Source organism: Hoeflea sp. AS60 (assembly GCF_038900115.1).
Taxonomy (GTDB): Bacteria; Pseudomonadota; Alphaproteobacteria; order Rhizobiales; family Rhizobiaceae; genus Hoeflea.
This window is the reverse complement of sequence record NZ_JBBMQP010000002.1, coordinates 1,718,767-1,741,670: the sequence shown is the minus strand read 5'-3', so window position 1 is coordinate 1,741,670 and position 22,904 is coordinate 1,718,767. Positions and strand designations below refer to the sequence as shown.

Annotated in this window: 25 protein-coding genes; 17 read left to right on the top strand and 8 right to left on the bottom strand. The window is 58.7% G+C overall.

The annotated features are described in order from the left end of the window. The first annotated feature begins 126 nt into the window (after positions 1 to 126). Positions 127 to 1,455, top strand: coding sequence for a peptide antibiotic transporter SbmA (gene sbmA, locus WNZ14_RS18765; RefSeq protein ID WP_342870135.1), 1,329 nt, complete (start codon positions 127 to 129; stop codon positions 1,453 to 1,455). Between the two features lie 25 nt (positions 1,456 to 1,480). Here sbmA and WNZ14_RS18760 read toward each other — a convergent pair whose 3' ends face one another. Together WNZ14_RS18760 and WNZ14_RS18755 are read right to left on the bottom strand one after the other, a co-directional pair. After that, positions 1,481 to 2,434: a polysaccharide deacetylase gene (locus WNZ14_RS18760; protein ID WP_342870282.1), complete on the bottom strand. Its 954-nt coding sequence runs from the start codon at positions 2,432 to 2,434 to the stop codon at positions 1,481 to 1,483. 144 nt (positions 2,435 to 2,578) lie between these two features. Next, the gene (locus WNZ14_RS18755) at positions 2,579 to 2,914 is read right to left on the bottom strand and encodes a TraR/DksA C4-type zinc finger protein (protein WP_342870134.1); all 336 of its coding nucleotides are present in this window, start codon (positions 2,912 to 2,914) and stop codon (positions 2,579 to 2,581) included. 132 nt (positions 2,915 to 3,046) lie between these two features. Here WNZ14_RS18755 and WNZ14_RS18750 point away from each other — a divergent pair, with 132 nt between their 5' ends. The 9 genes from WNZ14_RS18750 to WNZ14_RS18710 all read left to right on the top strand — a co-directional run bounded on the left by WNZ14_RS18750 (position 3,047) and on the right by WNZ14_RS18710 (position 10,327). Beyond that, entirely contained in the window at positions 3,047 to 3,634 is a 588-nt protein-coding gene (locus tag WNZ14_RS18750) for an NnrU family protein (protein WP_342870133.1), read from the top strand. Positions 3,635 to 3,765: 131 nt separating this feature from the next. Next, positions 3,766 to 4,437 (top strand): tetratricopeptide repeat protein, encoded by a 672-nt coding sequence (locus tag WNZ14_RS18745; protein WP_342870132.1) that lies wholly within the window; start codon positions 3,766 to 3,768, stop codon positions 4,435 to 4,437. Positions 4,438 to 4,486: 49 nt separating this feature from the next. Next, positions 4,487 to 5,995 (top strand): ribosome biogenesis GTPase Der, encoded by a 1,509-nt coding sequence (der, locus tag WNZ14_RS18740; RefSeq protein WP_342870131.1) that lies wholly within the window; start codon positions 4,487 to 4,489, stop codon positions 5,993 to 5,995. A gap of 162 nt (positions 5,996 to 6,157) precedes the next feature. Continuing rightward, positions 6,158 to 7,336, top strand: a complete 1,179-nt coding sequence (locus WNZ14_RS18735) for a cell wall hydrolase (protein WP_342870130.1) — start codon at positions 6,158 to 6,160, stop codon at positions 7,334 to 7,336. A gap of 356 nt (positions 7,337 to 7,692) precedes the next feature. Further along, a complete protein-coding gene (locus tag WNZ14_RS18730; RefSeq protein ID WP_342870129.1) occupies positions 7,693 to 8,100 on the top strand; it encodes an AtpZ/AtpI family protein in 408 nt (135 codons plus the stop codon). A 37-nt stretch (positions 8,101 to 8,137) separates the two neighbouring features. Next, the gene (locus WNZ14_RS18725) at positions 8,138 to 8,887 is read left to right on the top strand and encodes a F0F1 ATP synthase subunit A (RefSeq protein ID WP_342870128.1); all 750 of its coding nucleotides are present in this window, start codon (positions 8,138 to 8,140) and stop codon (positions 8,885 to 8,887) included. Positions 8,888 to 8,952: 65 nt separating this feature from the next. Next, positions 8,953 to 9,180 (top strand): F0F1 ATP synthase subunit C, encoded by a 228-nt coding sequence (locus WNZ14_RS18720; protein WP_045648097.1) that lies wholly within the window; start codon positions 8,953 to 8,955, stop codon positions 9,178 to 9,180. Between the two features lie 67 nt (positions 9,181 to 9,247). Next, on the top strand, positions 9,248 to 9,832 hold the full coding sequence (locus tag WNZ14_RS18715) for a F0F1 ATP synthase subunit B (RefSeq protein ID WP_342870127.1): 585 nt from the start codon (positions 9,248 to 9,250) through the stop codon (positions 9,830 to 9,832). A gap of 15 nt (positions 9,833 to 9,847) precedes the next feature. Next, complete coding sequence (locus WNZ14_RS18710; protein ID WP_342870126.1) at positions 9,848 to 10,327, top strand: F0F1 ATP synthase subunit B; 480 nt, start codon at positions 9,848 to 9,850, stop codon at positions 10,325 to 10,327. Positions 10,328 to 10,468: 141 nt separating this feature from the next. Here the strand turns inward: WNZ14_RS18710 and WNZ14_RS18705 are convergent, their stop codons facing one another. Together WNZ14_RS18705 and WNZ14_RS18700 are read right to left on the bottom strand one after the other, a co-directional pair. Beyond that, positions 10,469 to 11,113, bottom strand: a complete 645-nt coding sequence (locus tag WNZ14_RS18705; protein ID WP_342870281.1) for a ribonuclease HII — start codon at positions 11,111 to 11,113, stop codon at positions 10,469 to 10,471. Positions 11,114 to 11,324: 211 nt separating this feature from the next. Continuing rightward, positions 11,325 to 12,482, bottom strand: coding sequence for a PA0069 family radical SAM protein (locus tag WNZ14_RS18700; RefSeq protein WP_342870125.1), 1,158 nt, complete (start codon positions 12,480 to 12,482; stop codon positions 11,325 to 11,327). A gap of 174 nt (positions 12,483 to 12,656) precedes the next feature. On the opposite strand from WNZ14_RS18700, the gene WNZ14_RS18695 reads away from it, so the two are divergent. Then, the gene (locus tag WNZ14_RS18695; protein WP_342870124.1) at positions 12,657 to 13,172 is read left to right on the top strand and encodes a glycosyl transferase; all 516 of its coding nucleotides are present in this window, start codon (positions 12,657 to 12,659) and stop codon (positions 13,170 to 13,172) included. Positions 13,173 to 13,192: 20 nt separating this feature from the next. Here WNZ14_RS18695 and WNZ14_RS18690 read toward each other — a convergent pair whose 3' ends face one another. From WNZ14_RS18690 to WNZ14_RS18680, 3 genes are all read right to left on the bottom strand, one after another. After that, on the bottom strand, positions 13,193 to 14,065 hold the full coding sequence (locus WNZ14_RS18690) for a 4-(cytidine 5'-diphospho)-2-C-methyl-D-erythritol kinase (protein ID WP_342870123.1): 873 nt from the start codon (positions 14,063 to 14,065) through the stop codon (positions 13,193 to 13,195). After that, positions 14,052 to 15,992, bottom strand: a complete 1,941-nt coding sequence (locus WNZ14_RS18685) for a tetratricopeptide repeat protein (RefSeq protein ID WP_342870122.1) — start codon at positions 15,990 to 15,992, stop codon at positions 14,052 to 14,054. The genes WNZ14_RS18690 and WNZ14_RS18685 overlap by 14 nt, the downstream gene beginning before the upstream one ends. 135 nt (positions 15,993 to 16,127) lie before the next feature. After that, entirely contained in the window at positions 16,128 to 17,144 is a 1,017-nt protein-coding gene (locus WNZ14_RS18680; protein WP_342870121.1) for a polyprenyl synthetase family protein, read from the bottom strand. A gap of 237 nt (positions 17,145 to 17,381) precedes the next feature. Between WNZ14_RS18680 and WNZ14_RS18675 the strand changes: the two genes are divergently transcribed. The 6 genes from WNZ14_RS18675 (at position 17,382) to WNZ14_RS18650 (ending at position 21,344) form a co-directional block, all read left to right on the top strand. Next, entirely contained in the window at positions 17,382 to 17,627 is a 246-nt protein-coding gene (locus tag WNZ14_RS18675) for a DUF2007 domain-containing protein (protein ID WP_342870120.1), read from the top strand. A 76-nt stretch (positions 17,628 to 17,703) separates the two neighbouring features. Then, positions 17,704 to 18,495: a methyltransferase gene (locus WNZ14_RS18670; RefSeq protein WP_342870119.1), complete on the top strand. Its 792-nt coding sequence runs from the start codon at positions 17,704 to 17,706 to the stop codon at positions 18,493 to 18,495. A gap of 104 nt (positions 18,496 to 18,599) precedes the next feature. Then, positions 18,600 to 19,457, top strand: a complete 858-nt coding sequence (locus tag WNZ14_RS18665; protein WP_342870118.1) for a S49 family peptidase — start codon at positions 18,600 to 18,602, stop codon at positions 19,455 to 19,457. A gap of 137 nt (positions 19,458 to 19,594) precedes the next feature. Further along, positions 19,595 to 19,786, top strand: coding sequence for a hypothetical protein (locus WNZ14_RS18660; protein ID WP_342870117.1), 192 nt, complete (start codon positions 19,595 to 19,597; stop codon positions 19,784 to 19,786). Between the two features lie 143 nt (positions 19,787 to 19,929). Beyond that, positions 19,930 to 20,883, top strand: coding sequence for a glycine--tRNA ligase subunit alpha (locus tag WNZ14_RS18655; RefSeq protein ID WP_342870116.1), 954 nt, complete (start codon positions 19,930 to 19,932; stop codon positions 20,881 to 20,883). A gap of 122 nt (positions 20,884 to 21,005) precedes the next feature. Continuing rightward, entirely contained in the window at positions 21,006 to 21,344 is a 339-nt protein-coding gene (locus WNZ14_RS18650; RefSeq protein WP_342870115.1) for a hypothetical protein, read from the top strand. A gap of 30 nt (positions 21,345 to 21,374) precedes the next feature. Here the strand turns inward: WNZ14_RS18650 and WNZ14_RS18645 are convergent, their stop codons facing one another. Continuing rightward, positions 21,375 to 22,865 (bottom strand): sensor domain-containing diguanylate cyclase, encoded by a 1,491-nt coding sequence (locus WNZ14_RS18645; RefSeq protein ID WP_342870114.1) that lies wholly within the window; start codon positions 22,863 to 22,865, stop codon positions 21,375 to 21,377. Positions 22,866 to 22,904 lie beyond the last annotated feature (39 nt).

Below are 22,904 nucleotides of genomic sequence, written 5' to 3'. Positions count from 1 at the left end.
GTTTTAGCACAATAGCGTGATGGTTGATTGGGCCGGATTGCCGTATTTGTCGCGGTGTCCTAGGTAATTGGCCAAGTCACGACGAATCACGCCCTGCCATGCAGGGCACATTCCAGGATCCCGCCCGTGTTTGAATCGTTTTTCCCTAAACCAAAAGTCTTCTTCCCGTCAGTTCTGCTCTGGGCAGGACTTGGGATACTCATCTGGTATGGAATGGGGGATTCAATCGGCGCGGCACTTGGCTTCGCATTGCCCGAGCCTGATGGCGAACCCATTGTTGGGCTGCGTTATTTCTACAGCCAGTCGTTCCTCTGGTTCTATGTCTTCTACACGGTCTGGTCGCTGGCCTTTGCAGCTTTCTGGTTTTTCTATTCTCCCCACAGATGGCAGCTCTGGTCGATTCTGGGATCGATCTTCATCCTGTTCACCACTTATTTCGGCGTTCAGGTCTCCGTTGCGCTCAACAATTGGCGCAGGCCATTCTTTGACCAGTTCCAGCAGGCTCTGACCGGCGATGGAACGGTGTCTCAGGCGGACCTCTATGGCCTCATTCTGATCTTCGTGCAGATCGCCTTTGTCTCGACCGCTGTCTTTGTGGTGACCCGGTTTTTCGTCAGTCACTACATCTTCCGCTGGCGCACGGCGATGAACAATTTCTACATGGAACGCTGGCCACGCGTCCGAAAGATCGAGGGCGCCTCACAGCGTGTGCAGGAAGACACCATGCGGTTCGCATCGATCATGGAAGGGCTTGGCGTGGCCTTTGTCGATGCCGTCATGACGCTTGTGGCGTTCCTGCCAATTCTCTGGTCCTTGTCCCAGTATGTCACCGAGCTGCCGCTGGTTGGCGCGATCCCCCATGCCCTGTTCATCGCCCTGTTGTTCTGGGCTGCCTTTGGCACCGGGCTTCTGGCTATGGTCGGCATCAAGCTGCCGGGGCTGGAATTCCGCAATCAGCGCGTCGAGGCGGCCTACCGCAAGGAACTGGTTTACGGCGAGGACGATGAGGCTCGGGCTCAGCCGCCCACCGCGCGTCAACTCTTCGATGATGTGCGGCAAAACTATTTCCGGCTCTATTTTCACTACATGTATTTCAACGTCGCGCGCGGCTTTTATCTGCAGGCCGACAATATCTACGTGCATGTGCTGCTGGTGCCGACCATCGTCACTGGCAAGATTACGCTTGGCATCTGGCAACAGATACTGACAGCCTTCGGACAGGTCTCGAGCTCGTTCCAGTTCCTGATCAATTCCTGGACCACGATTGTCGAGCTGATCTCGATCTACAAGCGTTTGCATGCTTTCGAAGCCGTGTTCCGTGGTCAGGAACTCGATGAAATCGAGCGGAACTATCTGGCCCGCCAGGGCGATGGCTATGCGCAGTCAATTGCGGATCCGTCGCCCGGTGAAGGCGGCCCTGATTCGGTACAGACGCTGGAAGATCCAAAGAGGTGATGATGTCAGCGGGTTGGCTTTAAAATCAACTCGCTGATCCGTCGGATTGCTTGAGCCGCCGAATGGCCTCCTGATAGGTCACGCATGCGACGTCCGGACGGCCGCAGGTCTCCTCGGCAAACCGCTCCAGCGCATTCCAGTAGGCGCCGCCATTCATTTCAACGAAGTGAAACCCGAGTTGCAGTGGCCGGCGTTTGCCCGAATATTCGGCTTTGAAGGCAGCGCGGAACGCATCGAGTGCACGCTCTTCGAACTCGTTTGACTTGGACGGATTTTCCAGCCCGCCGGAGTGCCGGACAAACATGTTGTAGTCCATTGCGATGATGCGACGCTGTTTCGGCCCTTCCGGGATCAACGGCAGGGCGAAGCGGGCGGTTGGCCTGGTGAAGTCAGGCGACACCGGGCCGTGCGAAACGCCACTTGCATCATACTCGAAATGGCGGGCCTCAAGAGCGGCATAAAGTCCGTCCGAGGTGGAGAGATAGGGCGCTCGGAATCCCGTGATGGCGGATTTCGCAAACCGGGCCCAGCCTGACGGTGCATCCGCTCCGTTGTTGCTCCAGGCATTGGCCAGCGCCGCGTCGAACTGGCTGAATTCAGCAAGCCAATCGGACTTGCTCCAGTTTTTCCCGTCAAAATGGCCGCAGCCATGACTACCGATTTCATTGCCCGACTGATAGGCGGACCAGATATGGCCGAGCCGGGTCAGCACCTCCGCCTGGTCTTGAGCAAAACCGACATTCGAGCGGCCGGCCGAATGCCCGGGAGCATGATAAGAGCGGCGTTCGGCCTTGCTCATCAGAAACGTGCAGGACAGGAAATAGGTGAAGCGCGCGCCGCTGCGATTGGCCATTTCAAGGCTTCGGTCCCAGAGCGCATTGTCGTGGGCGCCATCAAAGGAGATCAGCACCAGTTGCTCGGGGCGCTCGTCAGCCGTAGATGGAGTGCTTGCCATCACGCCAAGGCCCGCTGCCACCATGACGACAAGCCGGATCGACCCTGTTTTTGCGGAGCGGACATTACGAAATTCAGATGAAATCATGGTGCTTGGCGACCCGGTGTTACGCTTGACTGACAACAATCGCGGTTTTGTGCCGCCCAAATGAGGCGGTGATGTGGAAACTCAGCCGGAAGCGCAGCGAACGCATTTCTCAGCCATGGGATCAATCTCCAGCCGCTCGTCCAGAATGGCATCGCCGCAATCGGCGCACCAACCGTATTCGCCTTCAGCCAGACGACGCTCCGCCATCTCGATGCGAACCAGATCGCGTTTGCGGGCACGCTCCTGGGCGGAGGCCATCGCCTGCTGCTGCATTGCGTCCATCCGCGACAATCTACCGACCGACTGTTGATCAAGAGCGACCGGCGCGCGGGCCGCCTGGCTCAGCGCCGACATGCTCTCGAGATCACGTTTCTTTTCAGCGAGCCGCCTGCGAGCGGCATCAAGATCGGGTTCCATCAACCCATTCTGGACCAGCTCCGGCTGCGACACAAATACCAAGGCTTTGCAGCTTCTAATACAACCGCGTCCAGTCTATGGTCGCCCCAACATCGGGCGACAAATGCCCGGACGCGAAATTGGAGAGTAATGATGATCTGGCTTATCGTCGGACTGGTGCTGTTTTTGGGAGTTCATTCGGTCAGGATCGTGGCTCCCGCATGGCGTCAGGCACAAATCGAACAGCGTGGACTGAACGCCTGGAAGGGCATTTATGCGCTGGTCTCCATCGTCGGCTTCGTCATTCTGGTCTGGGGATATGGAATTGCGCGGCAGGATCCGATTGTCTTTTGGGTTGCACCTGCCTGGATGAGCCATGTGGTGGCGCTGCTGATGCTGCCGGCCTCCATTTTTCTGGTTGCTTCGCAGGCGCCTGCGGGGCGCATCAAGGCTGCGGTCAAGCATCCGATGCTGCTCGCCGTCAAGATCTGGGCGCTGGCCCATCTCCTGGTCAATGGTGATCTCGCCTCGGTGCTGCTGTTTGGCGGGTTTCTCGCCTGGGCCGTCATCGACAGGATCTCGGAAAAGAAACGCCTGCGGGCAGGCATCACCAGCAATCCTGTGGCTGGCCCGCTCAAATGGGATATCATCGCTGTCGTGGGCGGGCTGATCTTCTATGTGGTCTTTGTGGCAGGGCTGCACAAAATGCTCATCGGGGTGTCGCCGATCATTGGAATGTGACTGTCTTGGTGGGGTGGTTTGACGCTTTCGACGCTGTCCCCCCTTACAGAAGTCATAAAATCCGCTAGAAGGCCCCACACAACGCCGCTTGCGGCAAGATTTTGAGAGGACCGGCTTTTGCCGGTGATGCCATGACCGACGACAATTCAACATTCATCCGCGAGGTCAATGACGATCTCCGTTCGGATTACATGAAGGCGCTGTGGAAGCGGTTCCGCTTTTTCATGCTCGCCGTTGCAATCGGAATTGTGGCGGTCACCGCTGGTCTTCGTGGCTGGGGATACTGGAAAGAAACCACCGCGGCCAAATCCGGTGACGTCTTTCTTGCGGCCCTGGAAAAAGCCCGTAGCGGCGATACCGATGCGGCGCTGGCGGAATTTCAGGACCTGGAGAAGACCGGCTATGGCTCCTATCCGGTGCTTGCGCAAATGCGTGCAGCTACGGTCCTTGCCGCCAAGGGCGATACCGCTGCCGCGATTTCAGCATTTTCCGCGATCGGCAAGGATGTGTCGCAGCCTGTGGCCATTCGCGACGCTGCGCGGCTGCGCGCGGCCTACCTGCTGATCGACAATGGCAGCTATGCCGATGTGTCGGCCGAGGTCGAGGTGCTGGCGGTTCCGGGAAATCCGGCGCGCCATTCCGCGCGCGAGGCGCTCGGAATTTCGGCCTACAATGCCGGTGAACTGAAACAGGCTTCGCAGTGGTTTGGCGATATCGCCGCAGACAGTGAAACACCGAATGGCGTCAAGACCCGCGCTGGCCTCATGCTCGACATGATCGCCGCCAAAGGCGGCGTATCCTGACCTCGCGCCCAACCCGGACCATGACGCTGCCTTCGGGCAAGGATCAATCATGACCATTACCCTTGCAATTGTCGGACGACCCAATGTTGGCAAGTCCACATTGTTCAACCGGCTGGCCGGCCGCAAGCTGGCGCTTGTTGACGACACGCCGGGCGTGACCCGCGATCGCCGTCCGGGCGACGCTCGTCTGGTCGACCTGCGCTTTCGCATGATCGACACCGCCGGTCTCGAAGTTGCCGGACCCGATACGCTTGAAGGCCGCATGCGCGCCCAGAGCGAGATGGCGATGGATGAGGCTGACGGCGCTTTGTTTCTGATCGACGCCAAGGCAGGCCTGACACCGGCTGACGAATTGCTGGCCGGTATCCTGCGCAAGCGCGGCAAGCCCGTGGTGCTGGTTGCCAACAAGGCTGAATCCAAGGGCTCGGAATCAGGCATGTACGACGCCTTCAGGCTGGGGCTCGGCGAGCCCTGTCCAATCTCGGCTGAACATGGTGGCGGCATGCTCGATCTCCGCGACGCCATTGTCGAGGCTTTTGGCGAAGAACGCTGCTTTCCGCCCAAGAACGATCCGCTGGCCGAAGCCATCACCGATGTCGACATCGCCATACCTCGAGGCGCCGATGACGAGGACGAGGGGCCGGAATACGATGAGACCAAGCCGCTAAGGGTTGCCATTGTTGGGCGACCGAATGCCGGCAAGTCGACACTGATCAATCGCTTCCTGGGGGAAGAACGGCTTCTGACCGGCCCGGAAGCGGGCATCACTCGAGATTCCATCGCTGTCGATTTCGAATGGCAGGGTCGCAAGATCAAGCTGTTTGATACTGCGGGATTGCGCCGCAAGGCTCGCGTGCAGGAAAAGCTCGAAAAACTCTCAGTCGCTGATGCGCTGCGCGCGATCCGCTTTGCAGAAGTGGTGGTAGTCGTGTTTGATTCGACCATTCCGTTCGAAAAGCAGGATCTGCAGATCGCCGATCTGGTGGTTCGTGAGGGCAGGGCGCCCGTCATCGCCTTCAACAAGTGGGACCTGATCGACAACCGGCAGGAAAAACTGGCTGAATTGCGGGAAATGACCGACCGTCTGTTGCCACAGATCCGCGGCATTCGTGCCGTGACAGTTGCCGGACAGACCGGTGATGGTCTCGACCGGCTGATGGAAAACATCGCCTTCGTCCACAAGGTCTGGAACAAGCGTGTTTCAACCGCCAAGCTCAACCGTTGGCTCGATCACACGCAGGGTCATCATCCGCCACCTGCTGTTTCGGGACGGCGGCTCAAGCTCAAATACATGACCCAGATCAAGTCGCGCCCGCCGGGCTTCATGATTTCGTGCACGCGGCCTGATGCCGTGCCTGAATCCTATACCCGCTACCTGGTCAATTCGCTTCGCGCCGATTTTGACATGCCCGGAATTCCCTTGCGGGTTGTTTATCGCAGTGGCGATAACCCCTACGCGCCCAAGGACGGCAAGACAAAACGGGCTTCGGTGATGCCGAAGAAATCCGCAAGGCGCACGGTGTCGGGCAAACTGGCTCCAAAGAAACGCAGCTCCTGACCGCTTGAGCCAGCGCCGCTCTGGCGGCACTGGATAAGCCTGTTTTTAGGGTGTTCTCACGCAAAGCGGATTTTCCTGAGCCGCATTAACGCTCCATCAAGGTTAATGTTCCATTCTCAGGCTCAGTATTGAGTATGTATCCTGAGTTCCGGAGTTGTTGTTTTGCGTCAGAAGCGTCGTTCTTTCGGCAGCGGTCATTCGTGGTTTGCTCGCCTGTCCGCGCCCCTGGTTTTCGGCCTTGCGGCATTCCTGTCCACACCGACCATCACTTCGCATGCCGACATGGCCACCATGCTCGGTGGTAGCGAGGGTGCGGATGCTCGCTGGAAGACCTTTCTCACTGCCTCGCCTGCGGGATCAATCCAGGCCGCCGAACTGGAGTTCGCCGATCCCATCCTGACGTCGTCCATCGCGTCTGGCGCCGGGGTAACCCTGCCTAACGGCGACAAGATTGCTTTCCAGGGCAAGATAGGCGCCGCGGATCCACGCCCCGATGCGGACCGTGTCACAAGGCATCTCAAGCAGGGACGGGTGATCGCCGTTGCACCGGTGCAGCCGCCCAAGGATTTCTCGGCAGGTTCCGTGCTCGAGCGGCAGTCCAGCCTGTTTCGTCCGGCACTTGATCTGAAGACCAGCATGGCATTCCTCAAGCCAAGTCTTCGCGGCAAGGAATTTGAGATAGCGACCGCGTTCTACGCCAGTGGCAAGCAGAAGCGCGAACCTCAGGTGCCGGCAATGTTGGCGAGCCTGGTCACAAATGACAATCCCGACATTCTCGCCACCGCCTACGCCCCGCCTCAGCCTGACTATGCCAAGCAATCCCCCTTCAGCTCGGTGCTGCGCGAACAGACCGTCCGTGGACGCTTTATTCCGCCGGTGGGCAAGTATGATCATGATTGGGCTGGCACCGCTTTGCCGGCAAAAACGTTTTCCGAAGCAGAACAGCGTTGCCTTGCTGCCGGTATCTATTTCGAAGCCAGGGGTGAGAGTGTGAAAGGCCAGGCAGCGGTTGCCCAGGTGATTCTCAACCGGGTGCGAAATCCGACCTACCCGAACACCGTCTGCGGCGTCGTGTACCAGAATGACAACTGGCGCAACCGGTGCCAGTTTTCATTCGCGTGCGACGGCATCAAAGACCGGATCCGCTCGCCCCAGCACTGGAACATGGCAGAAGAAATCGCGCTGGCGACGACGGCCGGCAAGATCTGGCTCAAGGAAGTCGGCTCATCAACACACTACCACGCCACCTATGTTCGCCCGCCCTGGGCCAAGAGAATGCGCAAGGTTGGCCAGATCGGGCTCCACATCTTCTACGTCACCTATGGCGGCGGTTGGTCCTGATCGCGTCGGCCGTTTTAAGCGGGCCGTTAAGAGCCTGTAATTCAGCGCCAAATTGTAAACATTCAGAGATTTGCAGTGTCGCACATCATCCCGATTTGCCGGGTGAGGCGGTAGCGCATATCGGTTGGCCAGCTGCACTCCAGGCTGCGTGAGTCTGACGCAGTCGGCGAAGTTTTTCTGATACTTCTGTAGCGGGTGCCGGACGCGCCCGGCCAAGATATTGAAATATATATGGAAATGCGCGGTGCACTATGGCCTTTCCGCGCCTTGACTATGGTCAGCCCTAAAACTATGTTGCGCCCGACTTCGATACGGACTTTTTCCGGTCGTCGCTTGCGAGTCAGGGGAGCGCATCCATGGATGAAAAGCGCGGTTCTGGCGGCCCCGACAATCTGGGCACAGGCGGTGAAACGGATGCGGACCTGTCGAAAAGCCTGGACGCCCGTCGTAAGCGCCTGGATGCCGAACTCTTGGCTCGCCGCAAGGTGGAGCCGGAAGCGGGATCAAACCGGGAAGCTTCGAAGGGCTATGCGCTTGCAGTCAAGCTGTCGAGTGAGTTCATCGCCGGCGTGGTTGTTGGAGTGCTGATAGGGTATCTGTTCGATCGATTCTTGGGCACATCGCCCTGGGGATTGATTGTGTTTCTGCTGCTCGGCTTCTGTGCCGGGGTGCTGAACGTTCTGCGCTCGACGGGCGCGGTAGCCCAGCCGGGGCCAACCGGTAACGGGGGGCCCGGAACGAGCAGCGAAGACGACGGGAAATAATATCCGGTTTGGCCGGATGGCGAGAAAGAGGTTTTAGGTGTCAAACGATCCGATTCACCAGTTCCAGATCAGCAAGCTCGTCCCCATCGAAATCGGTGGCCTCGACCTGTCGTTCACCAACTCTTCCCTGTTCATGGTGGGAACTGTTGCAGTAGCAGCGGGCTTCCTTTTCATGACCACTGCCAATCGCGGTCTTGTTCCATCGCGTCTGCAGTCGATCTCGGAAATGTCTTATGAATTTGTCGCCTCGATGCTGCGCGACGGCGCTGGATCGCAGGGGATGCGGTTCTTCCCGATGGTCTTCTCGCTGTTCATGTTTGTGCTGGTCGCGAACCTGATCGGCATGTTCCCTTATTTCTTCACCATCACCAGCCATCTCATCATCACCTTTGCACTCGCCATGCTCGTCATCGGCACCGTGGTGGTTTACGGGTTTTGGAAGCATGGTCTGCATTTCCTCAATCTCTTCGTGCCGCAAGGCGTTCCGGGCCTGCTTATGCCGCTGGTTGTGATGATTGAGGTTATTTCGTTTCTGTCGCGTCCGATCAGTCTGTCTGTGCGTCTTTTCGCCAACATGCTGGCCGGACACATCACGCTGAAAGTGTTTGCCGGCTTTGTTGCATCGCTTGGCAGCATGGGCGCGCTTGGCATCGGCACGGCAATTCTGCCGCTGGCCATGACCGTGGCGCTGACCGGTCTCGAGTTCCTCGTCGCCTTCCTTCAGGCGTACGTCTTTGCGGTTCTGACTTGCATGTACCTCAACGACGCCCTGCATCCCGGCCACTAGGATCAACTCACCGGCGGTTCGCCGCCAACAAAATAGCATCCATCCCATTCCAAAGGAGTTTTATCATGGAAGCAGAAGCAGCAAAGTACATCGGCGCCGGCATCGCATGTCTCGGCATGGGCGGCGCAGGCATTGGTCTGGGCAACATCTTCGGTAGCTACCTGGCAGGCGCTCTGCGCAATCCGTCGGCAGCTGATGGCCAGTTCGGCCGTCTGATTTTCGGCTTTGCCGTGACCGAAGCTTTGGGCATCTTCTCGCTGCTCGTTGCACTCCTTCTGCTCTTCGCCGTCTAATAGACGAACAAGAGTTTAGGCTTGCCACGCCGGATACCCCGGCGTGGCATTTCATCTGGAGGTGACCATGTTTGTTGTGACCCCGGCTTACGCCGAGTCCAACCCCACCGAAGGGACCCATTCGGAAACCGAATCATTCGCCGGCGAAAGTCACGTCAGCGGTGTATTTCCGCCCTTCGATTCATCGACCTTCGCATCGCAGCTGTTGTGGCTGGCGATCACCTTCGGCTTGTTCTATCTGCTCATGTCCAAGGTCATCGTGCCCCGCATCGGTGGCATTCTGGAGCACCGGCGTGACCGGATAGCCCAGGATCTCGATGAAGCCAACCGTCTGAAGGAAGAGGCTGACAACGCTATTGCTGCTTACGAGCAGGAACTGGCGGATGCGCGCAAGAAGGCTGCGGCGATTGCTGAAGCTGCGCGTGAAAAGGCCAAGTCTGCAGCGGAAGCGGAGCGTGCTTCGACCGAAGCCGAGCTGGCTTCCAAGATGGCTGATGCAGAGAAAAGCATTGCGGGCATCAAGACCAAGGCTCTGGCTGACGTTGATACCATTGCCGAGGATGCAGCATCCGATGTGGTCAAGCATCTTCTTGGCGGCACCGTGACCAAGGCAGAGGTCGCTGCGGCGATCCGCGCTGTTTCGGGCAACTAGGCAGGAGAGACGATCATGGACGCTACATTTTGGGCACTCGTCGGTCTCATTATCTTTCTGGGCATCCTGGCTTACGTGAAGGTGCCCGCGATGATTGCGGGCGCACTCGACAAGCGTGCCGACCAGATTCGCAATGAACTCGAGGAAGCCAAGAAGCTGCGCGAAGAAGCCCAGCAACTGCTCGCAGAGTATCAGCGCAAACGCAAGGAAGCCGAATCCGAAGCCGAGAGCATTCTCGGCGCCGCGGAGAGGGAAGCCGCTTTGCTGCGTGCTGACGCAAAGGCCAAGACCGAGGAATATGTTACCCGTCGCACCGCGATGGCCGAACAGAAGATCCGTCAGGCCGAAGCCGAAGCGATCAACGAGGTTCGCGCCAAGGCAGTTGATCTTGCCATTGTCGCAGCTGAAAAGCTGATTGCCTCCAAGGTCGACAGCAAGGCCTCTGGCGAGCTGTTCAAGACTTCGCTTGGCGAAATCAAGACCCAGCTCAACTGAGCCTTCCGTTCAGTGACTGAAATCGAGGCCGGGATCATGTCCCGGCCTTTTTTGTTTGCTGCGTAGATTGCACCCGGCAGTCGATCCCAACCAGGCAGCACGTTCGGTGCAGAAGTGAAAATGTAGATTGGACTGATACGTTCAGTCTTTGCGCATGGGCCGGAAAGTCATCCGGTGCAAAGGGCAGGGACCGTGCTCGGCAATCGCCTGAAGATGCTTCTGCGCGCCATAGCCCATGTGCCTTTCAAATCCATACTGCGGATAGACACTGGCTGCCCGAACCATCATGCGGTCGCGTGTGACCTTGGCAATGATTGAGGCGGCTGCGATGGAGAGTGAGCGCGCATCGCCCTTCACAAGCGCTCGCGCCGGGCAGTCTAGCCGGGGCGGGACGTCGCGACCGTCAACCAGTGCGAATTCGGCCCTGACGGGCAATGCGGCCAGCGCGCGTCGCATGGCCGTGAGGCTAGCCGCACGGATGTCGGTCGCCTCGATTTCGCGGGCTGATGCGCTGGCCACCGCCACCTCGGACGTGGCCATGATTGCCTCATACAGCAGTTCCCGCTTGGCCTTCTTCAATGCCTTGGAATCATCCAGCCCTTCGGGAATGCAGTTGGGATCCAGAATGACCGCAGCCGCCACAACCGGGCCTGCCAGCGGTCCTCGTCCGGCTTCATCAAGGCCCCCAACAAGGCGGAAACCGCTTTGGACAGCATGATGCTCAAAGCGATAGTCTGGCATCGCAGGGTAATCAGGAAACAGCGAATCGGGCGGGGTACGAGCCATATTGCGGCGAAGCTCGCACACCCGCCCGATCCTCTGCAAGGCCCGGCGGCTGGGGACGGGTTGCCGCGCGGGTGCCGGACCGCTTTACAGGGGCGGGTCACGGTCCGGTTTTCCCGCCGCACAACAGGCCAGGCGAGGCCTATTGTGCGGCGATTCTTGTCACTGACGCCTCAACGAGGTGGTAGACCACCATCCGCCAAGTGGTGTGCTGCTAAAGCAGGCTCAGCTGAACGCCCTCTCCACGCGGCGCGACAAAGTGGTCGGTCCGCAACGGCGTCTTCCTTACATTCAGACCAAGCCGTTTCATCGTCAGATCGAAGCGTCGGGCGATCTGCCAGGCATAGGGCCCGGTTCCGCGCATCCGCTTGCCGAATTCAGCGTCATAGTCCTTGCCGTCGCGCATCGAACGGATCAGCGACATCACATGACGGTAGCGGTCCGGGTAATGCCTGAGCAGCCAGTCACGAAACAGCGGGCTCACTTCAATTGGCAGGCGCAGCATGACGTAGCCTGCCGCATCAGCGCCCGCTGCCTTGGCTGAATCCAGAATGCGCTCTATCTCGTGATCGTTGAGACCAGGAATGATCGGTGCTGCCATCACCGATACCGGAATACCGGCATTGGATAGGGCTCGCATCGCTTCAAGCCGCCGTTCAGGCGTTGCTGCCCTTGGCTCCATCGTACGTGCAAGTTTGCGGTCGAGTGTGGTCACGGACATCGCAACACGCGCAAGCCCTCTGGACGCCATGCGCGAAAGGATGTCGATGTCGCGCATCACCAGCGCAGATTTGGTGACGATGCCGACAGGGTGTCCTGCCTCTTCCAGCACCTCAAGCAATTGACGCATGATGCGCCATTGCTTTTCCACCGGTTGATAGGGGTCGGTGTTGGTACCGATTGCGATCGGCTGAACCTTGTAGCCGGACCGCGACAGTTCACGTTCCAAAAGCCGCGGTGCATCGGGCTTGGCAAACAGCTTGGCCTCGAAATCCACACCCGCTGACAACCCCATATAGGCATGTGTCGGACGCGCGAAGCAGTACACGCAGCCGTGTTCGCAGCCCCGGTAGGGATTGATGGAGCGGTCAAACGACAAGTCGGGCGACTGGTTGCGGGTAATGATCGTGCGCGGCTTTTCGATCTGCACTTCCGTCTTGAACGGCGCCAGATCCTCAAGGCTGCTCCAGCCATCGTCAAAGATTTCGCGCGTCTTGAGCTCGAAGCGGCCTGACATGTTGAGCCCGGCGCCACGGCCACGCACACGTTCATCCGCGACCCGCATACCGCTCGCTGCCATCAGCGCATCGGCTTCAGCCGGCCTCAAACCAGGCGCCAGCGCTGTCTGTTTCAATGTTGCAAGGCTCGGCATGAAACCTCCATGAGCACCGGGAGTGAGTTTGGAATTGTCCGGCGATCGTGATTATATTCCTAACTCACTAGATGGAACGAAGCAAGAACAAAAATGCTGATCGCCAAGTTTGTCCCCAATCGTGAGCGGGTTGGTCCATCTGGCATATGTCGGGGATATGCATTAAAAGAACTCATGATCAGCGTTTTGATTGAATGCAAAGACCAGGATAAGGCACTGGCTGTCACCCTTGCAGCGCTTGTTCACGGCGCGGTCGAGGGCCTTGTGGCAGAGGTAGTCATCCTTGATCGAGGCTCGCGCGATGGCACGGCTCAGCTCGCTGATGCGGCCGGTTGCCGGTTTCTGGACAATCCCGATTTGCGTGATGTCGTCCGTTCGGCGCGCGGCGAATGGCTTCTGCTGATAGAGCCGGGCGCGAGACCGCTATTGGGATGGGTCGATCATATCGGTCAGCACATGGCGGTTGGCAGCATGTCTGCGCGGATGCGTCCGTCGCGCGAGTATCGTCTGCCGTTTCTGCAGCGGCTGCGCCGTCGTCTGTCCGCGCTGGAACATGGCGTGCTTATTCCCAAGCGGCAGGCGATCGCCAATGCGAAGTCAGGCCAGTCGCTCGAAAGTCTTGGTCGTGGTTTGGCAATGACTCAGCTGAAATGCGAGATTGTCCCGGCAGCCGTGCTGGCGTTTCAATAGCGGCAATCTTCCGCTCTTGATCAGTGAGCTATTGTCCGGGTGGCGGCAACGAACCAGTCGGGCTTTTCCTGCTGCAGATGGTTTTCTGCCGCTTGAGCCGCTTCCGTGTTTGCAAACACGCCAAAGCAGCTGGCGCCTGAGCCTGACATGCGGGCGAAGTCTGCACCCGCACGGCTCAGTGCAAAAAGACACTCGGATATCTCTGGAACGATGCGTTGTGCCGGTGGCTGCAGGTCGTTTCGTGCGCGCGAAAGCCACTCAATGAATTGATCTTTGTCGTTCAGGCCTTCAGGGTCGGGCAAGGCCGGATTGTTGCGGCTCTCAAGCGCGGAGAAAACTTTGGGCGTAGAAACGCCGACACGCGGGTTTACGATTACCAAGTCAAGCGTGAATCCAAGCTCCATCGGGCTTAACGTTTCGCCGATGCCACGGGCAATCAACGGTCTGCCATCCAGGCACATAGGCACATCCGCGCCGAGGTCGAGCGCGATCCTAGACAGGGTTTCCTGCCCGGGCGCGAAGTCCCAGAGCAGACACAAGGCTTTCAGCGTCGCAGCAGCGTCGGCAGATCCGCCACCAATGCCTGATGCCACTGGAAGCCGTTTGTCGAGCCGGATGTCGACGGGAGGCAGGTCAACGCCGGTTTGTCTTGCCGCATCGCGCAACGCATCGCGCGCCCGGATCACCAGATTGCTGTGTGCCGGTTCGGTTGAAAGTGCGGCTGCTTCCGGCCCTTCCAGCAGGAAGCCATCCTGGTCCGCGGGCTGGGCTGACACACGATCACCGAGTTCGGCGAACACGACGAAACTCTCAAGCAGATGATAGCCGTCGGCCCGCCGTCCCGTAATGTGAAGCGCCAGGTTGATCTTGGCCGGCGCATCAATTTCGGGCATTGATCCCCTGGATCAACGAACGCATCGGTCTCAATTCCTGCGCTTGCGTGTCGAGCCAGGCATGTTGTTTCAGGCTCGCGGGCTGGCCAAGATCGCTCTTCTTGTCCACGCCGGCACCATCCTGAGGCACAGCCGGTTTGCTGCCCTTGTCTGCCCCGTCGGCCGTATCTGGCACGGGTTTTTCCATGCTTGGCAAGCCGTCGCTCAGCTTGAGTTCGATTTCCGACATGAGATCCTCGGGCGGCTCATTGCTGAGTGCACGTTTCCACTGGAATGTCGCCTCAAGCTCGCGCCCGACGCGCCAGTAGGCATCTCCCAGGTGATCATTGATCGTAGGATCGGCAGGTTTCAGTTCAACAGCACGTTCAAGTTCGCGGACCGCATCATCATACTGGCCCAGCCGGTAATGCGCCCAGCCCAGCGAATCGACGATGTAACCGTCATTGGGTCTCAGATCGACAGCGGCGCGGATCAGGTCCATGCCCTCTTCAAGATTGATATTCATGTCGATCCACGAATAACCAAGATAGTTCATCACCTGCGGCTGGTCCGGGAACAGTTCGAGCGCACGCTTGAAATGTGCCTCTGCCTTGGGCCAGTGCTTCAGCCTTTCATTGGCGATGCCTGCCTGGAAAAACAGGTTCCAGTCATTGCGCGTAGGTGTCGGTCCGATCACTGAAATCGCGGTCTCGTAGGTGAGCGCCATTTCGACGTAGTCCTTGTCCTGCGACAGGACGCTGCCATAGGCCAGGTAACTGCGGATATCCCTTGGATCGGAAGCAATCAGCGCCTTCAGGTGATCCTTGGCTTCTCCGTTGCGGCCCAGATCCGCAAGCGCCAGCCCAAGCTGCAGTTCCGAGACTCGACGCATTGGAGATGTGGTAGGCACAGCCTCATAGATCTTGATCGCCTCTTCCGCCTTGCCCAGTCGTTCAGTCAGCCCGCCCAGAATAACCAGCGTTGCCGCATTGTCGGGATCAAGGGTCCGGGCAAACTGAAGATAGACCCCAACGGTTTCCTCTGCTCCATCGCGGTTGAGCGCGCTGCCAAGCGTGAACAGCACCGCAGCTGATCCCTGCTGCGCAGTCGCAACGCCAGGTTCGGGCTTGCGGTCGTCCTCAATCATCTGCCTGAGCGCGGAGAGAGGAGCATAGCCGGGGGAAAAATCCTCGCCTGCCGCCAGAGCATCAAGTGCTGCGCGCTTGTTGCCATCGCGCGCTTCCAGACCTGCCAGGGCCATGACACCCCGAATATAGGTGTCAGGCGCAGCTGCACCTGACTGCGGGTCTGCGATAAGATCGGTGAAGTGTTTCCGGGCTTCGGCCCTTTTGCCCATTGCCTGCGCCATCGCGCCGGCGTGATAACGGGTAAAGACCGGATACCAGGGCGGCCCGTCAAGAGCCAGAATGGACTTGAGCGCGGCGTCGCCCTTGCCATCGCCAAATTCCGCCCAGGCGTTCATGAGCGTGTTGAGCAGCCGATCAATCGGATTGCTGTCTTGCGGATCCAGCAGCTTGGCCGCCTTGCGGTACTCGCGCTTGCTGGTCGCTTCGACCATCAATGCCAGCCGTGAGACCTGCGCAACCGCAGGGGCTTCCTTCAGTTCACGCGCCAATACGACGCCTTCGGAGAACCGTCCGCCTGTAAACAGCGCAACCATCAGCCGTTGTTTGACTTCGCCATTTTCGGGATCGAACTCCAGCGCCTTGCTGTAGAATTCTATTGCGCGGCTCGTATCATTGTCTACATCGGCGGTGCGACCGGCAAGATAGGCACCGGCAAAACCAAGGAAATTGGGTTGCTGATCCTGTTCCTGGGTTGTTGCCGCCATTGCCTGGCCGGTAACGGGAGCAAACGCCCCGCCTGTGGAGAGAATAACACCCAGCGCAACGCTGGCCGCAAACCGGGCTGTCAAATTTCGCCGCATAAAGTCCTGCCTCATGTTCGTTCTGGCCACGCGCCGGCCAAGTGCCGAAGCATATATACGCAACACAATGGCTTTTTTGGCGCAGGGCGGCAAGGCTTCAGCTTGCCGCAGCTCAACCCTAATCCAGTCTTGAACTTAACTGGCTCGGTTCACGCAAAACGCGATAACTTCCAGAAGAGCCGATTTTTCCTCCGAATCGGGCAATGGCGCCAGTGCGTCGCGCGCGATTGAAGCATAGTGTTCGGCCCGGGCGGTTGTGTCTTTCAGGCTACCATATTTGGTAATCAGACCCATCGCCTTCTCAAGCGCCTGGTCATCGCTCTTTCCGCCCTCAATGGCTTCTCGCCAGAACGCCCGCTCCGATTCGGAGCCGCGGCGATAGGCAAGCACCACCGGCAAGGTGATCTTGCCTTCACGGAAATCGTCGCCGACATTCTTGCCCAGATCCCGTGCCGATCCACCATAATCGAGCACATCGTCAATGAGCTGGAATGCCAGGCCGAGATTCATACCGTAGGACCTCAGCGCATTGCGCTCAGCCTTGCTGACGCCCGCCAGAATCGGGCCGACTTCGCAGGCAGCAGAAAACAGTGCCGCCGTCTTGGCGCGGATCACGGCCAGATAGTCATCTTCCGTCGTTTCCATGTTCTTTGCGACGGACAATTGCAGCACTTCACCTTCGGCAATAACGGATGCAGCGGTGGCGAGCACGTCCAGCGCTTCGAGCGAACCGACTTCGACCATCATCTTGAAAGCCTGACCAAGCAGGAAATCGCCCACGAGCACGCTGGCCTGGTTGCCCCAGATCATGCGTGCGGTCGAGCGACCGCGCCTGAGATCGCTCTCATCGACAACGTCGTCGTGGAGCAGCGTTGCCGTGTGCATGAACTCCACTGAAGTGGCCAGCTTGACATGGAACTCGCCCGAGTAGCCAAACATCGTTGCAGACGCCAGCGTGAGCATGGGCCGGAGCCGCTTGCCGCCAGACGAAATGAGATGGTTTGCAACCTCGGGAATCATCGCAACATCGGAGCCGGCCTTGGACAGGATCAGCTGGTTGACGCGCTCCATGTCGGCCTTGGTGTTTTCCACCAGCGGCTTCACCGATGCGTCTCTGTGTTTTCCATCGTCCAGTGATATGACTACGCCCACGGATACGGACTCCTGATTCATCTTTGTGTGCACATTATTCAGCGCCCCCCACCACGGCAAGCTGCGATTTGCCAAGTACAGGGCTTGATAACTGATACGTTGGAATGAAACAAAGGGATCACAATGCATGTCGTGATCAAGTGAATTCATTCGAGCGATCACCTGCATGCATTGCTTCAAGGCGTTGCGGCGTCCTCTGCGCATTCACATGAATGCGCGGCGCTGTCGGGAGAACTCATGCACGATCTCATCCGCACCAATGACCCGGTCCTCATTTCATTCGTGCAAAGCCTGATGCGGGACGCCGGCATCGGCTGCATGGTTGCCGACAACGGTATGAGTATCATGGAGGGGTCGGTTGGCATCATTCCAAGAAGGATCCTTGTCGATCCGGAGATGGCCGGACAGGCCCGCCGCATTGTCATTGATGCGGGACTGGAAGCAGAACTCAGGCCTTGGGACGACCGTGACGCAGGCGCCTGATCAACACCCGCAGGAGCCCGTTGCGGTTCAAACGGCATCGGGCGCTGAGAAAGCCGCGGGCAGGAGCGATCCTGCCTTGGCTGGTTATACCGTTGATGCTTTTCACAATGGCGGGTTCTTTCTGGTGCAGCCGTCAGATGCCGGTCATCGGGCCGGCATGGACGCCATGTTGCTGGCCGCGACCGTTCCGGATGGAGCCACAGGTGTACTTGCCGATCTGGGGGCCGGCGCGGGTGCGGCAGGTCTCGCAGCCATTTGCCGCCTGCCTGATTTGAGCGCTGTGCTGATAGAGCGGGCGCCAGCCATGGCTGACTGCGCGCGCCGGTCATTGGCGTTGGCGGAGAATGTGCATCTGGCCGGCCGAGGCAGCGTCATGCAGGCCGATGTCGCACTTCAGGGCAGTCAGCGCCGTGCCGCCGGTCTTGACGATTATGCTTATGACTATGTGATCCTCAATCCGCCATTCAATGCAGGAAGTGACCGCAAGACGCCCGATCCGCTCAAGGCCGAGGCTCATGCCATGGAGATCGACGATCTGTTCGAGCGTTGGCTTCGCACTGCCGCGGCTATCCTCAAACCGGGTGGCCAGGTGTCAATCATCGCAAGGCCGGAATCCATGGCCGACATTCTGATGGCACTCGGAAAGCGCTTCGGCGGCGTGGAAGTCACACCGGTCTTCCCTCGCCAGGGCGATGATGCAATCCGCATCCTCGTCACCGCGATCAAGGGCAGTCGCGCCCGGATGAGCCTGCGTGACCGCATTCTCATCCATGAGGGACCCGGGAACGCGTTTTCAAAGCAGATGAATGATCTCTCCAATGGCGGATCTGCATGGCCTCGGCGAACAAAAAACCGGTCGCCAAAATAGCAAGGTTGCCTGCAGCGCCATTGCACTGGGTGAGAAAAGACATACATGGCTTGGTGCATGTAGACGCCCGCATTTTGTGCTGCCGACAACAGGAATGACACGCCATGGTTTCTTTGAGTTCTTTCTACCCAGCCCGGTTCCGCAAGGATCTGACGGTTATTCCCGTTGTCAGGCTGAGTGGCACCATCATGGCCGGCGGCAACCAGTTTCGCCAGAACCTGAACATCGCAACTGTGGCGCCATTGCTGGCCAGAGCCTTTGCCGACAAGAAGGCGCCCGCAGTGGCGATCATCGTCAATTCGCCCGGCGGATCGCCGGTCCAGTCGCGAATGATCTACAAACGCATTCGCGATCTGGCTGCTGAGAAGAACAAGAAAGTCCTGATGTTTGTCGAGGACGTGGCGGCTTCCGGCGGCTACATGATTGCCTGTGCCGGCGATGAAATTATCGCAGATCCGTCATCCGTGGTGGGCTCCATCGGCGTGATTTCCGCAGGCTTTGGTTTCACCGGCCTGATCGACAAGATCGGCGTCGAACGCCGGATCTACACTGCCGGTGAAAACAAGTCGGTGCTTGATCCGTTCAAGCCGGAAAACCCCGAAGACATCTCCCGATTGAAGGAGTTGCAGCTCGACATCCACAAGGTCTTTATCGATCTGGTCAAGGAAGGTCGCGGCGCAAGGCTGAAAGACGATCCCGACATGTTTACCGGGCGCTTCTGGACCGGCATCCGCGGCGTCGAGATGGGACTGGTCGATGAGTTGGGCGATGTCCGCTCGACGCTGCGTGCGCGCTATGGTGACAAGGTCAAGATGCGCCTGATCACAGGGCAGCGTGGCCTGTTCGGCCGCCGGGTTCCCGGAGTGAGCTCATCGATAGCGGTGGACGCGCTTGCCGGAATTGGTGAAGCAGGGTTGAATGCGCTTGAGGACCGGGCGCTCTGGGCACGCTACGGCCTCTGAAGCCGGCCGATAAGATCAGGCGGCCGGGTTGGCTTGCCGAGACAATAATGACGTATTTGGGAGCAGCTGACGGGCGAGAACTGCCTCTGCCTGCAAAGGGGACGCCCGCTTCCGGGGTGAGGAAAAGGACTGCTACAATGCCGCAACTTCTTCTGCTCGCCGCCGTGGGTGCGGTTGCCTGGCTGGGCTACAAGCGCTTCGTGGCAGAAGCCGAACGCGTCAGCGCCCGGGTCAGGGATGCTGAAAAGGAAACCCGCACGGGCGCTCAAGGCACCCTGATAGAGGATCCGGAAACCGGCGAGTACCGCCTGAGAAAACCGGACGAATAGTTCTTTTTGACGGGACCGGCTGCGGCGCTTGGCGCAGTCTCGCACTTGACCGTAATGATGAGCCGTGGCACCTGTCGCCGCACATTCAGGGCCGCTCTCGGGGCGGCCTGCGAACCAATGATGCGCCATCCGGATCCCAAGCCATGACCGAAGCCCTTCCAGACCACATGAAGCCCACCCGTTCGTTTCAGGCGCTTATTCTCGCACTGCATCGCTATTGGGCGGATTATGGCTGCGTCGTTCTGCAGCCCTACGATATGGAAGTCGGCGCTGGCACGTTTCATCCGGCAACGACATTGCGCGCGCTCGGCCCCAAGCCGTGGAACGCCGCCTATGTGCAGCCCTCGCGCCGCCCGAAGGACGGTCGCTATGGCGAAAACCCCAACCGGTTGCAGCATTACTATCAGTATCAGGTGATCCTGAAGCCGAACCCGTCGAACCTGCAGGAACTGTATCTCGGTTCACTCAAGGCGATTGGTGTCGATCCGCTTCTGCATGACATCCGCTTTGTCGAGGATGACTGGGAAAGCCCGACGTTGGGCGCCTGGGGCCTGGGCTGGGAATGCTGGTGCGACGGTATGGAAGTCAGCCAGTTCACCTATTTCCAGCAGGTCTGCGGCATCGAATGCGCTCCGGTGGCTGGTGAGTTGACCTATGGTCTCGAACGGCTGGCGATGTATGTCCAGGGCGTCGACAATGTCTACGATCTCAATTTCAATGGCCGCGAAGGCGCCGAGAAGGTGACCTACGGCGATGTCTTCCTGCAGGCCGAGCAGGAATATTCGCGCTACAATTTCGAGATGGCCGACACGGCGATCCTGCTCAAGCATTTCGAGGATGCCGAGAAGGAATGCGAAGCCATTCTGAAATCCGGCGCACCATCCGAGCCCGGCGCCCTGCACAGATGCGTGCTGCCGGCTTACGATCAGTGCATCAAGGCGAGCCACGTCTTCAACCTGCTGGATGCACGCGGCGTGATCTCGGTGACAGAGCGTCAGGGCTATATCCTGCGCGTGCGCAACCTGTCGCGTCAGTGCGGCGAGGCCTTCCTGCTGACCGATGCCGGCGGTGCGAATTTCCGCGAGGCGGCCGAGTAAATCGTCTTCCTGGAAAGTCAGGCCAAGCTGCCGTGGTCTTCTAGGCTACGACAAGAATCTTGACGATAAGATCCATCCGTCTGCTATATTTCTTCTCGGGAGGTGCAGATAGGAGAAGCCCGATGTCCGCATTCAAACTTCCTCTTTCCGGAAATGTGTCGCAGCTTATCAGCCCCTGGACCAGCTTGTTCAGCGCCTTTGGCAGCCAGGTGGGCCTGATCAATATCAATCTCGGCCAGTCCACCGCTCCCGAGGTCGAACAGGAAATCCTTGAAGATGTTGGCAGTTACGGTCGGCAACTGGGCCGTATCGGTGACGCACTCACAGTGCTGATGAAGCATTTCCATCCCGAACAGCCGCTCGATCCTGAAGAGGAAAAAGCCTTGCGGGCGCTGCGCGTGATGCTCGATCAGATCGCCGACATCAAGGTCAGGCACGACCGGAGCGCAGTGCGCCCTTAAGGCCGCTTGCCAATCGCCGAATGAATATAGTCAGGCACCAGTGAGGCCGCGTGCGGTTTCGCGAACGCTCGGGGTGTGCCCGGCGTCAACGGTGTGTCCGCGGTCGATGTGGTAAGCCCGCTTGTCTTCATACATCGCCAGATCAGCCCGCTTGATCATGTCTTCCATCGTTTCCCCGTCCTTGCTGGTCGCACAGCCGATGGACACGCTGATCGGTGCATTGGAGTAGAACTGATTGTTGATGTGCAGCAGTTCGCTGATCGTCTCAACCATCGCGGTTGCGGCCTTGTTGTCAGCTCCCGGCATCAGAATGGCGAATTCATCGCCGCCGATGCGCGCTGCATGATTGGGGAGTGAAGCCACGCTGTTGAGAACTTCGCCGAACCGACGCAAGAGGGCGTCGCCGGCATCGTGTCCAAGCTGATCATTGGCCTCCTTGAGCCCGTTGAGATCCATGATGATCGCCGAGACAGGCCTTAACGGCTTGCGCTCAAGCCTGTTCATTTCATCCATGTAGAAGGCGCGATTGTGCAGTTTCGTCAGCACATCATGCTTGCCCAGATATTCGAGATAGGCTTCCGCCTTCTTGCGTGCGGTAATGTCGGTCAAAGCCACCTGAACCTGTGACCAGTCATCTTCATGCCCCGGCAGCACAGCGAAATGCAGCAGGATATGCCTGATCGAGCCATCCAGCGCGTAATTGACCACTTCACGCTGATGGTAAAGTTTGCCCTCCCAGAGATCCATCAGTTGTTCTCTGAACGGTTTCTCCATCTCGTCACGGAATATCTCCGTCTGACGATGCAGCAGCGTTTGAACGTCTGGGGCACAGAAAAGGTCAAGCGTCGCCTGATTGACGTCAATGACACGGATCTCGCTCATGCACTGGCGGATGAATTCCGGGTGCACATCCATGAAAACCCGGAAATCCTCGATGCCACGATCACGCACGGTTTCGATCAGGTTCTTGATCTCGCTGAAGTCCTCAACCCAAAGCGAAACCGGTGAATACTCGAACAAGCCTTCAGCGTGCCTGCGGCTTTGCATTTCGCTCCGCCGGGCATCTTCCCGCGCTGTCACGTCTTCGGTCGTCAGAAGGATGCGCCCCAATGTCTGCTCGTAGCCTGGCAGCACCGATCCCTTCAGCTGAATGTCCAACCGCCGGCCGGACAGCGAATAATTGACCGCATTGCTGTTGAACTCTGTCTTGCCCTCCCAGAGTTCTGCCAGTTCGTTGACATGGCTTTCGAGCATGTCATCGCGAAACATGAGTGAGAGGTTTTCCACCAGGTGCGCGAGATCTCTCGCTTCAAACAGCTCCAGCGTCTTGCTGTTTACCGCGAGCATTTTGATCTGCTGCGAGCAGGCAGCCACGCGCGCCATATCCTCTTTGAGAAAGGCACGGATGTCCTTCACCCCTTCGGCCCGCCAATGATCGAATTGCTGCTTTACCGCGGAGAAATCCTCGATCCACATTGCGACCGGAGCGAGCTCGAAAATGGTGGCGTCAAAGGTCTGCATCTGGAAATCGTCCTGTATTTTCAAATTCGCGCGGTGAAA